The 13629-nt window shown below is 56.5% G+C and carries 12 protein-coding genes; 1 reads left to right on the top strand and 11 read right to left on the bottom strand.

The features are described from left to right. Positions 1–4 precede the first annotated feature (4 nt). The 11 genes from paaC to Q0816_RS15375 all read right to left on the bottom strand — a co-directional run bounded on the left by paaC (position 5) and on the right by Q0816_RS15375 (position 12738). The gene (gene paaC, locus Q0816_RS15425; RefSeq protein ID WP_298852141.1) at positions 5–763 is read right to left on the bottom strand and encodes a 1,2-phenylacetyl-CoA epoxidase subunit PaaC; all 759 of its coding nucleotides are present in this window, start codon (positions 761–763) and stop codon (positions 5–7) included. Beyond that, the gene (gene paaB, locus Q0816_RS15420) at positions 763–1047 is read right to left on the bottom strand and encodes a 1,2-phenylacetyl-CoA epoxidase subunit PaaB (RefSeq protein WP_050604311.1); all 285 of its coding nucleotides are present in this window, start codon (positions 1045–1047) and stop codon (positions 763–765) included. The genes paaC and paaB overlap by 1 nt, the downstream gene beginning before the upstream one ends. Before the next feature lie 23 nt (positions 1048–1070). Continuing rightward, a complete protein-coding gene (gene paaA / locus Q0816_RS15415; protein ID WP_298852129.1) occupies positions 1071–2048 on the bottom strand; it encodes a 1,2-phenylacetyl-CoA epoxidase subunit PaaA in 978 nt (325 codons plus the stop codon). A gap of 15 nt (positions 2049–2063) precedes the next feature. Next, positions 2064–3266: a 3-oxoadipyl-CoA thiolase gene (gene pcaF, locus Q0816_RS15410; RefSeq protein ID WP_298852127.1), complete on the bottom strand. Its 1203-nt coding sequence runs from the start codon at positions 3264–3266 to the stop codon at positions 2064–2066. Positions 3267–3499: 233 nt separating this feature from the next. Further along, on the bottom strand, positions 3500–4315 hold the full coding sequence (locus tag Q0816_RS15405; RefSeq protein WP_298852125.1) for a PaaX family transcriptional regulator C-terminal domain-containing protein: 816 nt from the start codon (positions 4313–4315) through the stop codon (positions 3500–3502). 49 nt (positions 4316–4364) lie between these two features. Then, positions 4365–6395, bottom strand: coding sequence for a phenylacetic acid degradation bifunctional protein PaaZ (gene paaZ, locus Q0816_RS15400; RefSeq protein ID WP_298852123.1), 2031 nt, complete (start codon positions 6393–6395; stop codon positions 4365–4367). A 119-nt stretch (positions 6396–6514) separates the two neighbouring features. Beyond that, the gene (locus Q0816_RS15395) at positions 6515–7702 is read right to left on the bottom strand and encodes a cytochrome P450 (protein ID WP_298852121.1); all 1188 of its coding nucleotides are present in this window, start codon (positions 7700–7702) and stop codon (positions 6515–6517) included. Next, on the bottom strand, positions 7702–9054 hold the full coding sequence (locus tag Q0816_RS15390; RefSeq protein WP_298852119.1) for a TRAP transporter large permease: 1353 nt from the start codon (positions 9052–9054) through the stop codon (positions 7702–7704). The genes Q0816_RS15395 and Q0816_RS15390 overlap by 1 nt, the downstream gene beginning before the upstream one ends. Continuing rightward, positions 9054–9557 (bottom strand): TRAP transporter small permease, encoded by a 504-nt coding sequence (locus Q0816_RS15385; RefSeq protein ID WP_298852116.1) that lies wholly within the window; start codon positions 9555–9557, stop codon positions 9054–9056. Before Q0816_RS15385 ends, Q0816_RS15390 begins: the two co-directional genes overlap by 1 nt. A gap of 57 nt (positions 9558–9614) precedes the next feature. After that, on the bottom strand, positions 9615–10634 hold the full coding sequence (locus tag Q0816_RS15380) for a TRAP transporter substrate-binding protein (protein WP_298852114.1): 1020 nt from the start codon (positions 10632–10634) through the stop codon (positions 9615–9617). 70 nt (positions 10635–10704) lie between these two features. Continuing rightward, positions 10705–12738 (bottom strand): FAD-dependent oxidoreductase, encoded by a 2034-nt coding sequence (locus Q0816_RS15375; protein WP_298852112.1) that lies wholly within the window; start codon positions 12736–12738, stop codon positions 10705–10707. Positions 12739–12841: 103 nt separating this feature from the next. Between Q0816_RS15375 and paaG the strand changes: the two genes are divergently transcribed. Then, positions 12842–13627: a 2-(1,2-epoxy-1,2-dihydrophenyl)acetyl-CoA isomerase PaaG gene (paaG, locus tag Q0816_RS15370; protein ID WP_298852109.1), complete on the top strand. Its 786-nt coding sequence runs from the start codon at positions 12842–12844 to the stop codon at positions 13625–13627. Positions 13628–13629: the final 2 nt, after the last annotated feature.

Below are 13629 nucleotides of genomic sequence, written 5' to 3'. Positions count from 1 at the left end.
CCAGTTACCAGCTTGCCCCGGGATAAGCGCGCTGCAGCCATTGCATCTGCGTCAGCAAATGACCCAGATGTTCTGTATGCATACGCCCATCGCGCCCGCCCTTATGTGCAAAGCGGCTTTCCGGAATAGTCAAAGTCGCCAGGGTCAGAATTCGCTCGACCAGAGCATAATATTCATCACGCAGATCGGTTGGATTGGGTGCGATCCCAGCCGCAACTATCGTGGTATCGACTTCGTCACTGATGAACATCTCGCCTACATACGGCCACAGGTAATCCAGCGCTTCCTGCATCCGGGCATGGCTTTCCTCGGTCCCGTCGCCAAGTCCCACAACCGTGTCGCCTGAGCGTTCGAGATGGTAGGTAACCTCTTTGCTTGCTTTCGCGGCAATCGCAGCAACACGATCGTCCGAGGATGTCATCAGACGCCCAAGCATGATCGAATGCCAGGCATCGAACAGGAATTGGCGCATCAGTGTACGACCGAAATCACCGTTTGGAACTTCGACCAGAAGCACGTTGCGGAAATCCCAGGCATCGCGCAAAAATGCCAGATCATCGGCGCTTTTACCGCCCTTGACCTCACCCGCAAGGCCCAGCCACATCTGAGTCTGACCGATCAGGTCCAGCGCAGTATTGGCCAGTGCGATATCTTCCTCCAGCACAGGCGCATGCCCACACCATTCGCTGACGCGATGACCCAGGATCAGGGTGTTGTCCCCCATCCGCAGCAGAAACTGCTGGAAGGCTTCGTCATGGTTCATCACATCGCCCCCACTTCATCGGGGATGTCGAAGAAGGTCGGGTGACGGTACACTTTGCTTTCGCTGGGCTCGTACAGCGGGCCTTTGTCGCTAGGCGACGAGGCCGAGATGTTGTTGGCCTCAACCACCCAGATCGAAACGCCTTCGTTGCGGCGTGTGTAAACGTCACGCGCGTTCTTGATTGCCATTTCCGCGTCAGGAGCATGCAGTGAACCGACATGTCGGTGGCTCATCCCATGTTGGCCACGGATGAAGATTTCCCACAAGGGCCATTCGGTATTCATCGGGTATCCTCCTCAGGGTAAGCTTATTCAGCAGCCAGATTGCCGGCCTGTTTCTTGCGGGCATGGGCCAACAGCCCATCACGGACCCATTTACCGTCGTCCCAGGCCTTGTTACGCGCGGCCAGACGATCAACGTTGCAGGGACCGTTGCCCTTAATCACGTCAAAGAATTCGGACCAATCGGGATCGGTGTAGTCATAGTGGCCCCGCTCTTCGTTCCATCTCAGATCGGGATCGGGGATGGTCAGACCCAGATATTCGGCCTGCGGAACGGTTTGATCGACGAATTTCTGGCGCAGCTCATCATTGGTGTTGATCTTGATCTTCCACGCCATGGATTGCGCCGAATGCACGCTGTCTTTGTCCGAGGGCCCAAACATCATCAGCGACGGGTACCACAGACGGTTCATCGCATCCTGTGCCATCTTGCGCTGCTCGGGCGTACCTTCGGCCATTTTGCGAATAGCGTCGTAGCCTTGACGCTGATGAAAGCTCTCTTCCTTGCATATGCGGATCATCGCGCGGGAGTAAGGTCCGAAGGACGTCCTTTGCAGCGGCACCTGATTCATAATGGCGGCACCGTCGACCAGCCACCCGACGGCACCGATATCGGCCCAGTTCAGTGTTGGGTAGTTGAAGATCGAAGAGTATTTCATACGACCGTCCAGCAACATCTCGGTGATCTCGTCACGACTGACACCCAGCGTTTCAGCTGCACAGTACAGGTAAAGCCCATGTCCGGCCTCATCCTGCACCTTGGCCAGAAGGATCGCTTTACGTTCTAGTGTTGGCGCCCGCGTGATCCAGTTCCCTTCGGGCAACTGACCTACGATCTCGGAATGCGCATGTTGTCCGATCTGGCGGATCAGTGTCTTGCGATAGGCCTGAGGCATCCAGTCCTTGGGTTCAATCTTGATATCGGCGTCGATCCGCGCCTGGAATTCGGCCAACTTGTCCGGATCATCGTTTGATGCCTCGGATTCTACCATCTGAGCATACATGTCCCGTCTCCTCCGTTACACGCGTTCAAGAATAAGTGCAGCGCCCTGCCCGACGCCCACACACATGGTGCAAAGCGCATAGCGTCCGCCGGTGCGGCGCAGCTGATACGCGGCAGTCATAACCAACCGTGCCCCCGACATACCCAAGGGATGACCCAGAGCGATCGCGCCACCGTTCGGGTTTACATGGGCCGCATCATCCGGCAGACCCAACGCGCGAAGTGTTGCCAACCCTTGCGAGGCAAAGGCTTCGTTCAACTCTATCACATCCATCTGATCGACGCTGAGCCCGGCGCGCGCCAAAACCTTACGGCTCGCCGGAACCGGACCAATACCCATAATGCGCGGCTCGACACCGGCCACGGACATGCCAACCACACGGGCCATCGGGGTCAAATCGTTCTTTGCCGCCGCTGCTTCATTCGCCATGAGGATCGCGGCTGCGCCGTCATTCACGCCGGAGGCGTTACCTGCCGTCACCGTTCTCTCAGGTCCGTTCACACCTTTTAGACCCGAGAGTTTTTCTGCTGTTGTTCCCGGGCGCGGATGCTCATCCGTTTCAACGACAATCGGATCGCCTTTTCGCTGCGGAACCGAAACCGGGGTGATTTCGTCCTTGAACACACCTGCCGCATGCGCGTTAACCCAGCGGGCCTGACTGCGCGCGGCAAAGGAATCCTGATCTTCTCGGCTGACCCCATAGTCATCGGCGACATTGTCGGCGGTTTGCGGCATGGAATCCACGCCATAATCCTGCTTCATCTTCGGGTTCACAAAACGCCAACCGATCGTGGTGTCATATACTGCATTGCCGCGGGTAAACGCAGAAGTTGCTTTGGGCATCACGAACGGCGCGCGGGACATGCTCTCTACGCCTCCCGCGATGGCCAGATCGTAGTCGCCCGCCTTGATGCCACGCGCCGCCATTCCGACCGCATCCATGCCGCTGGCACATAGACGGTTCACCGTCGTTCCCGGCACTTCAATTGGCAAACCGGCCAACAGGGCCGCCATGCGCGCAACATTCCGGTTACTCTCGCCCGCCTGATTGGCATCACCATAGATCACATCGTCGATACTGGTCCAGTCGACATGCGGGTTACGCGCCTTCAAGGCCGCCAGCGGAAGTGCGGCCAGATCATCTGTGCGGATCGAAGACAGCGCACCGCCATACCGCCCAATCGGAGTGCGCGTCGCGTCACAAATGAATGCGTCCATCTTTGAGTTCTCCTGTTCCATTGGAACAATATCAACCGTCTGGTCGGTTAATAAATGTTCACCCGATTCGATGCAAGACTTATGTTACTTGAATGTCGATCTTCGAGTCCTCTATGTAACATTAATAGTAACTTTTAGAATACCAGGCTTTCATGCCCGCAAAGACTGAGCGACCCACTCTGAATTCGCACATGAAATCTGGGGAGTTCGGCCTAACGATATCTGGAAAAGGACTAATCGATCAGCTCGGCTTCCAAAGTGGTAAGAGTGGGACGAGGCAATCTTTCCAACAAACGTGAGACAGCTTCTCTGCACTCGACGCCTTTCCAGTCATCCGGCAAAAATGCCGGAGGCAGATTCGGATGGCGCAGAACGATACGCCGCCAAGCGTGCACGACCAGAACGCGCAAAACTGCAGATCGCATCGGATCACCCGCCCCTTCGGGAGGCAAAAGCCGTTCAACATCCTGAATTGCGCCCCAGAATTGATCGTAGACAGTTTTCAGCGGCTTCGGCCCGCACAGGTCCCGAAGCCAGCCTGGAACGGAAATGGTGTTGCTCTCAACACCCAAAAGATCCTCTAGATCCTCAGGCATAGGCCCGGGCGCCATGGCAGTCGCCGGGTTCAGCAAGATGTAATCCCCCGTCAGCATCACGTCCGACAATTCCTTTCGGGACCTTTCCGCGTTGCTGGCGATAAGAACATGCCAGATATCCGGCATTTTCGTTTCACTGGAATAAATGCGTGGCGTTGCCGCGGTGCTTTGGCTGCGACCAAAATTTGTCAACCGATGCACACTGGTCCGCCCGACCCGCGTGCTTTCAATCCAGCCTTCTTTGCGCAATCGATGCAGCGCAACGCGCGTGGCCTCGGCTCTGATCCCCGCCAGACTCGTAAGCGTAGTGATCAATGATCCGCTGATATGATCCGATCCGTCCTGCGCCAGATCACCGAAAATTGTGACCAGGACAGACCACACGCGTTGCGTGCCCGTTGTCGTCAGTTGGCTGACACAGGTTTCGAACCAATCTGGAACCGTATCCTTCATACGCCAAGTATAATCGGGCCGGTGGGAATTACCATCCGACCCCTTGCGCCTAGTAGGCGACCATTGTCAGAAGCTCATATTCAGCAACGATCTCATCATCCTGCTGGGTCAGAGTGACATGCCAGCGGACCTCGCCATATTCATCGTTGCGCCCGGTCTTGTTTTTGACCGTCAAACGCACCTTGATGCTGTCACCCGCCTCAACGGGCTTCATAAAACGCAATTCGTCAAGGCCGGTATTGGCCAGCACCGGCCCCTCGTTCGGCTCAACAAACAACCCGGCAGCGAACGACAGCAACAGATAGCCATGCGCAACACGACCTGGGAAGAACGGATTCCGTTCCGCCGCCGCCTGATCCATATGAGCGTAGAACGTATCGCCGGTGAACTTGGCGAAATGTTCAATATCTTCAAGGGTGATTATACGTGGTTCAGTGTGGATGGTCTCACCAATCGCAAGCTCGTGGAACCTGCGGGTAAAGGGATGCGCGGGACCTTCGATTTCAGCTGCGCCGGGCACCCATTTGTTGCAAATCGCGGCCAGCAGATCAGGTGAACCCTGAATGGCGGTCCGTTGCATATAGTGTTTCACACCACGCACGCCGCCCATCTCTTCGCCGCCACCCGCGCGTCCGGGGCCGCCGTGAACCATATGCGGTAAGGGGGAACCGTGTCCGGTGGATTCCTTCATCGAGTCGCGGTTGTTGAAATACAGACGCCCATGATAGGCCCCGGCCCCCATGGCAACCTGCCGCGCCACGTCCACGTCATGGGTAATGACCGACGCCACCAAAGACCCCTGCCCCCGGTTCGCCAGTTCGATGGCATGGTCGAGATCGCGATACCCCATCACTGTGCTGACCGGGCCAAAGGCTTCTGTGTCGTGCACGCGCTGCGCAACGTCCGGATTGGCACAGTGATACAACATCGGCGGCAGGAAAGCGCCTTTCTCGGCATCCGCTCCATCAACGACAAAGTCATCGGGGTTCCCAAAAACGCGCTCTGCCTCTTGTCCGATGATTGCGGCCTTTTCCAGAACATCGCGTTTCTGACCGTTTGAGACCAGCGCGCCCATGCGCGTGGTTTCCAGCCTTGGGTCGCCGATGACGGTTTTGGCCAGCCGCGCGGACAACGCCTCGATCACCGCCTGTACCTGAGGTTCTGGCGCGATGATCCGGCGGATTGCGGTACATTTCTGTCCCGCCTTCGCGGTCATCTCGCGCTGAACTTCCTTAACAAAGAGGTCAAATTCCTGCGTACCGGGCTCCGCATCGGGGCCAAGGATCGAACAGTTCAGACTGTCCTGTTCAGCCACGAAACGCACCGAGTTCTCGAGGATCACAGGGTTAGAGCGTAATTTCAACGCGGTGTCAGCAGATCCGGTGAAACTGACTACGTCCTGCATGGTCAGGCGGTCCAGCATATCGCCCAAGCCACCCGACACCAACTGCAATGCCCCCGTCGGCAAGATGCCGGACTCAAGCATCAATTGAACGCACAGTTCGGTCACATAGCAGGAATTCGTCGCCGGTTTTACGATTGCTGGAACACCCGCCAAAAGTGTCGGAGCCAGCTTCTCCAACATCCCCCACACAGGAAAGTTGAACGCGTTGATATGAACCGCCACCCCGTGCAAAGGGGTGCAGATGTGTTGCCCCAAGAAGGTGCCGTTACGGGACAGCTGCTCTACCTCACCATCCAGGTAGACATGCTCATCCGGCATCTCACGCCGGCCTTTCGAGGCGAAAACGAACATCGTTCCGATGCCGCCGTCGATGTCGATCATGTGGTCGGACTGAGTGGCACCTGTGTTGAAAGACAGGTCGTACAGTGCCTGCTTATGCTGACCCAAATGAGTGGACAACGCCTTAAGCATCTTAGCCCTCTCGTGAAACGTCATTTTGCGCAGGGCCGGACCGCCAACATTGCGCGCATGGTCCAACATCGCCTGCACATCCAGGGCGCTATTACCCGCTGCGGCGATCACTTCGCCTGTCACGGCGCTTGCAATGTTGCGTGCACCCGAGCCGGGCGAAACCCATTCACCGGCCGCGAAGCTGGAAATCTGTTGGATTGTCATGAGCGTCTCCTCATCTGTCTAGCGATATTCGCGCAGCCCTTACCGGCCTGACGAAAGCTTATTTTAAACCGTACGGTCGGTCAATAATTTACCAAGCTGAAATATACGAACCATACATTTCAAACCTGCGCAGGTAATCGCGCGAACCCCCGAAATCGGATACGCCCGCCACGCTCTGCACCTTCAGTGATGTGGTAGTCAGGAAATCGGGCCAAGAACCGCCCAACAGCCACCCGACCTTCCATACGTGCCAAGGTCAGACCAACACAGGTATGGGGTCCTCCGGCAAACGCGTGATGCTTGTTGGGACGGCGGTTCAGCACCACATCATCGGGACTTTCAAACTGTCGTGGATCACGATTGGCCGCGCCGATACACAGGTGAATATCTGTACCTGCCGGAATGGTCTGGCCGTGAAACGTCACCTCTTCGGTTGTCAGACGATTGCCAAACTGGTTGGGGCTTTCCAGCCGCAGAAACTCGTCCACTGCTATGTTGATCAGTTCCGGATCGGCCAGCAGCTCAGCCCGTTTGTCGCGGTGCCGGTCCAAGAGCTCCAACGTGTTCCCGATCAGGTTCGTTGTGGTTTCGTGCCCCGCGTTCAGAATGAAAATGCAGTTTTGGTACAGTTCGACCTCGGTCAGCCCGCCATCGGTGTCATCCTGCATCAGCCGGGTCAGTACATCCGTCGCTGGGTCTCCGGGGTTGGCGCGGCGATCTTCAATGATGTGCCGAAGGAAGTCCTTGAATTCAGATACCGAGCGGTTGCCCCACTCTTCCTGCTCCGGCGTCAACTGAGGCTCCAAAGCACCCAAAATTGCCAGAGACCAATCTCGCAATGGACCACGTTCTGATCGGGGAATACCAAGCAGATTACCGATAATCTCGATCGGAATTGCCCCGGCAAAATCCTCGATCAATTCTACGGAGCCTTTGGCCTGCATTTCATCCAGCAACCCATCGACAAGCTGAATCAGGCCTGGCTCCATCTGCGCCAACGCGCGCGGGTTCATCGCCCCTACCATCACGTTACGAACACGGGTGTGCAGGGGCGGGTCGTTGAACACAAGGCTGGTGGTGTGGTGTTCGAACAAGGGGCTGTCGACCCCGTACTTGGGGCCGAAGACTGCCTTTTTGTCTGATATGAACCGCGTTGTATCCCGGTAAACCAGATCCAAGTCATCAAACCGCGACAGAACCACCGATCCGTCAGGCTGCCAGCAGACGGGCGTGTCTTCGCGCAACGCGGCGTAGATTGGATAAGGATCCGTGTGGAACCATTCTGGCAGCGCTGTCAGAGAAAACATCAGTGACCCATCGCTCCCATTTGTTCGGGAAGAACCAGAACCAGCCACGGCACCAGTACGATCAGGGCTAGACGGAAGATATCTGCCACCCAGAACGGTGTGACCCCCTTGAAGATCGTTCCGGTCGATACGTCCCCGACTACGCCTTTCAGAATGAACACGTTCAGGCCAACGGGCGGGGTGATCAAACTGATCTCGGTTACGACAACGACAACAATGCCGAACCAGATCGGATCATATCCCAGTGATGTGACCAACGGGAAAAAGATCGGCACCGTCAGCAACAGCATCGACAGCGATTCAAACACGCAGCCCAGAATAATGTAGATCCCGAGGATCATTAGGATCACCACAAAAGGTTCTACGTCATATGCAGTGACCAAAGCGATCAGTGCTTCGGGCAGACCGGCAAGGTTGATGAAATTCGAAAAGATCTGCGCACCGATCAGCACAGAAAACAGCGCCGCCGCGGTGAAACTGGTTTCTTTCAGCACCTCAAAAGTTGAGCTCAACGTAAGGCCTCCGCGCGACAACGCAATCAGAAAGGCACCCATTGCGCCCATACCTGCAGCCTCGGTCGGGCTGAAGGTCAGGTTCAGAGGGTAGAAATCAAACACACCATACAAGCCGCCGATCACCAGAAAGAACAGCAGCAATACCGCCCAGACCGAGCGCATCGCCGACAAACGCTCAACCCAGCCATGGCGTTCACCTGCAGGGCCGGATTCAGGTCTCCGCCAGACCGTCCAGCGCACGGCAAAAAGATAGAACAAGATGCCCAGCACACCGGGGATGATGCCGGCGACGAAGAGTTTACCAATCGAAGTTTCGGTCAGCAGCCCATAGATAACCAAAATGACTGACGGCGGGATCAGAATACCCAGCGTGCCACCGGCGGCAATCGACGCAGTTGACAGTTCATCCGCGTACCCATAGCGACGCATTTCTGGCATCGCGACTTTGGACATGGTCGCGGCCGTTGCCAGAGAGGAACCACAAATCGCGGAAAACCCGCCACAGGCCGCAACGGTCGCCATTGCGATACCGCCTCGGAAATGACCCAGAAAGGCGTTTGAAACCGCGTACAGTTCGCGCGCGAGCCCGCCTTTGTTCACGAACAAGCCCATGAGGATAAACAGTGGCACGACCGACAGGCCATAATCCTGAGCCGTGTCGGTGATCTGACGGCCCACCATCGACATCGCGGCTTTCAACCCTCGCTCGGACAGGATGCTGCCTCCTCGCTCATATGCGAACCCAAGCGTCCCAACCAGCCCCATGGCAAACACGATAGGCAAGCGCACCAACACAAGAACAAGGACAAGGGCAAAACCGATCAGTGCGGCAGTCATTAGGCGTGCTCCGACAAGGTTTGAGGGGCAAAAATGTACAAAAGACCGGTGATGACCATCGCAACAGCCGTGATTGCGGTGAAGGCGGCGATGAACCAGCCAACGTAGAAAACCGGGATAGCCAGATATTCGGTGACATCCCCGTAGTCGCGCGCCCGTTCCGCCAAAATCCAGACCCGCTGAATAGGCCAGATGAGCATGATGCCGGACACCAGATAAACAATCGCATCGCGTGCCCTGCTCAACCGCAGGCGTGAAAAAATTCCATCTGTCAGGTCAACTGCGATTTGCCCTTTCCCTGCCGAGATCATCGGCAGGACCGAGAATACAAGGATCGCCATCAGAATCCGTGTCAACTCGGTTGCGGCCTCAATCGGAGCATTGAAGACAGAGCGCAGGATGACGTCGAAAAAGGTCATCACCATCAAGATGAACAGCGCCACACAGGCCAGCACCGTAGGAATGATACTGGCGCGACGCGCGAAGGTCACGAAAGATTGCATGAGTAGTCCCCAGCGGGTGAAGATGGCTGGCGGTTCAATCCCGCCAGCCGGGCTGCGTTACTGGGCAGCCATTTCATTTACGATCATGTCATAAGCGGCTTGTGCATCGACGCCAGTACCATTGACTTCGTCGATGACCTTGGCGCGCACATCAACAGCAATGGCATTGAACTTTTCGAGATCTTCAGCGGATGCTGCATTGATCGCATTACCGTCGGTCCCTTCGGTCGCTTCACGGCCGATTGCGTCAATCTCATCCCAGATTTTACCAATCTCGCGGCTCAGCGGCTCGCCAAAGACGTTCTCTTCCAACGCGGCCTGCAGATCGGCGGGCAGATCGGCAAAGGTGTCTTCGTTCATGATGAACGCAAACGACCCACGATACAGGCCACCGGGTACTTCATAGACATTTTGCGCCACTTCAGTCAGCTTGAAACCCTTACGGGATTCAAATGGCATGACAACGCCATCAGCGGCTTTCGAGGCCAGAGTTTCGTATACTTTTGGTGCAGGAACCTGGATGCCCGTCGCGCCCAGGGCCGTACCGACATCACCGCCAACACCACCCGGAATACGGACCTTGAGGCCTGAAACTTCATCAAGCGTGGTCACGGGGCTGCTGGAGTGAAGCTGAGCCGGGCCATGTGTGTGCAGGGCAATCACTTTGACACCGCGATGTTCGTCCGCCGACTTGAGATGCTGGTCGTATGTGCGCCAATACGCGACAGAGGCGTCTTCAGCCGAGCCTTCATATCCCGGCAGCTCAATCATCTTGGTCGTGACGAAGCGGCCCGGCTGATAGCCGTGGAAGATGATCGAGGCATCCGCCGCACCATCCATGATCAGGTCCATCTGTGCCGGCGGCGGTGCAATTCCCAGCTTCAATTCAGCGGTGACTTTACCATCGGTTGCTTCTTCGACCATTTCCACGAATTTCGGCCACATCTTGGCATTGATGCCATGGGTCGGCGGGGCCCAGCTGGAAATGGTCAGGGTATAATCCGCCGCCAATGCCACTGTGCCCGAAACGGCCAGAGCTGCTGAGGCCAATAGAGTGCTCAACTTGGTGAATTTCATGGTTCTGTCTCCTCCCTGTGAAACATGACTCGAGAATGCGTTAATGGTCACTTTTGTAACTATCAACATGTTAATTGTTTTTAAGACGGTCCGCGACACACCACGAACCGGGGCTTTCCTCCGCTACGGTTAGCATATTTGCGCAGGTCTCGCTGATTCCGATTTCCTTGCAATAATTCATCGGCCCTCCTCGCCAGCGCGGGAAGCCGTAACCATGGATCTGAACCATATCGACTGCTTCGGCGTTTTCAGCGATCCCCTCTTCGATGATCAATGCCCCCTCGTTGGCCAGAACAGCCAGAATACGAGAAGAAATTTCCTCTTTCGAAAAATCCCTGCGGGTGATGTCCTGCGCGCCAGAATAGGTCTCGATCAACGCCTCGACTTCTGAATCCCGGATCGGTTCGCGATTTCCTTCTTCGTAGCGATACCACCCCTTGCCGGTACGCTGGCCGAAACGCTCCATCTCACATAGCTGATCAGCGATGGTCACATAGCGTTCGTTTGGATCACGGGTCGCGGCATTGCGTTTGCGGTTGGCCCAGGCAATTTGAAGACCGGTCAGATCCTGTAGTTCATACGGCCCCATTGGCATTCCAAACGCCCGCATCGCCTGATCCACCTGATAGGGCAGCGCCCCATCTGCCAGTAAATAGTCGGCCTCGCGCCGATAGGCGGCCAACATGCGGTTACCAATGAACCCATCACAAATGCCCGACAGAACCGAAACCTTGCGGAGCTTATTACCAAGTGAGAACCCGGTTGCGACAACATCGGGGGACGTCTGCGGCGTATGCACGATTTCCAGCAATTTCATGACATGGGCCGGGCTAAAGAAATGCAAACCGATGCACCGAGACTGGTTTTCAATGCCATCGAAAATCTCGATGGGATTCAGATATGACGTGTTGGTCGCCAGAATTGCATCACGCTCGATATGCCTGGCCAGCTCTGCAAATACCTGCTGCTTGACGGACAAGTCTTCGAAGACCGCTTCGATTGCCAAGTCCGCGTCGGCGGCTTCTGCATAGCTGTCCACGGCACGGAACGCGGCAAGACGATCCCGAAGCTGCGCTTCGGACATCTTGCCTCGTTTGACTGCGCCTTGCAGCAGACCCTCAACCCGATATTGCGCCGCCTTCGCTGCGTCAGGGTCGCGTTCTATCAATGTGACCGATAGCCCGCCAATCAAGGCGGCTGTGGCAATTCCGGCCCCCATCAGCCCCCCCCCGACAACTGCGATCCGGTTGATATCACCTGGGGCCACGCTTTTGATTAAGTTGGGCTTTGAGACGTTGCGTTCGGCAAAAAAAGCATGGCGCAGGGCACGGCTTTCGGCGCTTTGGCGTAACGCGAGATGGCGGGCACGTTCTTTCGGTTGCGCCGTAGAGAACGGTTCAACAGACCAACTAAGCGCAGTCAGGTTTTCCAGCGGTGATTGCTGACCCTTTGCGCGTTTCTCCAAGACCTGACGGCTTGTCGCCAACAGGTCAGGTGCAAATGCCGCCACGGAACGCTGGCTGACAGATTGCGGGCGGTTGGGCAATTTGGCAACAAAATCCAGAACCGCAGCTTTCGGATCTTCAGCGACAAGATCAACGCCGCCGAGCTCGGCCAGCGCCTCGGCTTTCATGATTTTTCCGGAACAGGTCATGTCGATTGCAGCCTGCATTCCCACGAGGCGCGGCAAACGTTGTGTGCCTCCTGCCCCGGGGATCAAACCTACATTGACTTCTGGCAGACCAAAACCCGTACCGGGTGCCGCGATCCGCCAGGCACATGCCATGGCGATCTCGAACCCGCCACCCAGTACATTGCCGTGCATACAAGCAATAAAGGGCACCTCACTGTCTTCGATTTTCTGAACAACGTCAGGCAGATGTGGCTCGACCGGAGGCGCATCGAACTCGGACATGTCGCCGCCTGCGATAAAAGTTCTGCCCGCGCAACTCAGCACGGCAACACGGGCGTCTTTGACAGTATCAACAGCGTCGGACAGTCCCTGCCGAACCCCGGTCGAGGTCGCGTTCACTGGCGGATTTTCAACCGTGACCCAGGCCACGTCACCCATATATTCAACGCTCACCAGCGACGACTGCGACATCGGCAATCCCTTTGATCGGCTCAGATTCGGTTCGGGTTTATATATTGACCAACCGTTCGGTTAATGCAATGATTAAGTTGAAACGAGATCAGATGAGACAGTCATGAGCGATACGATTCTTGCGCAAAACCACGGGAACTGGGTCGAAATCACCCTGAACCGCCCCGACAAGCTGAATTCGTTCAACGAAGAAATGCATCTGGCGTTACAGGGCGCGTTAAAGAACGCAAGCGACAACAGAGCCCGCGCGGTTTTGCTGACCGGCGCCGGCCGTGGCTTTTGCGCCGGTCAGGACCTCGGAGATCGCGATCCGTCAAAAATGGATGGCCCGCCAGACCTGGGTAAAACGGTACGCACGTATTATGCCCCCCTTGTCCGACTGATCCGGTCATTGAATTTCCCGGTGATCTGCGCCGTAAACGGGGTGGCTGCCGGTGCTGGCGCAAATCTTGCGCTGGCCTGCGACATGGTTCTGGCCGGGGAAAGCGCAAAGTTCATTCAGAGCTTCTCCAAAGTCGGACTGATTCCGGACACTGGTGGCAGTTGGCATTTGCCGCGCCTGTTAGGTGAAGCGCGCGCCAAAGGACTGGCACTGACAGCCCAGCCCCTTCCGGCCAAACAAGCCGAAGACTGGGGGTTGATCTGGAAAGCCCTGCCCGACGATCAATTGATGTCAGAGGCGCGTGCCCTTGCCGCTCAGTTCGCCAACGGCCCCACCCTTGGGCTGGGCTTAACGAAACAGTGCATTCAAATTGCTGCCACCACATCTTTGTCCGATCAGCTTGATATCGAAGCTGATGCAATGAAAACCTGCGGCGAAAGCGCTGACTACGCCGAAGGCGTGTCCAGCTTCCTTGAAAAGCGCGCGCCAAATTTTCAGGGACGTTGACG

This window comes from uncultured Ruegeria sp. (genome assembly GCF_947497005.1).
Taxonomy (GTDB): Bacteria; Pseudomonadota; Alphaproteobacteria; order Rhodobacterales; family Rhodobacteraceae; genus Ruegeria.
The sequence above is the reverse complement of the archived record's forward strand: the minus strand, read 5'-3'. Positions and strand labels throughout refer to the sequence as shown.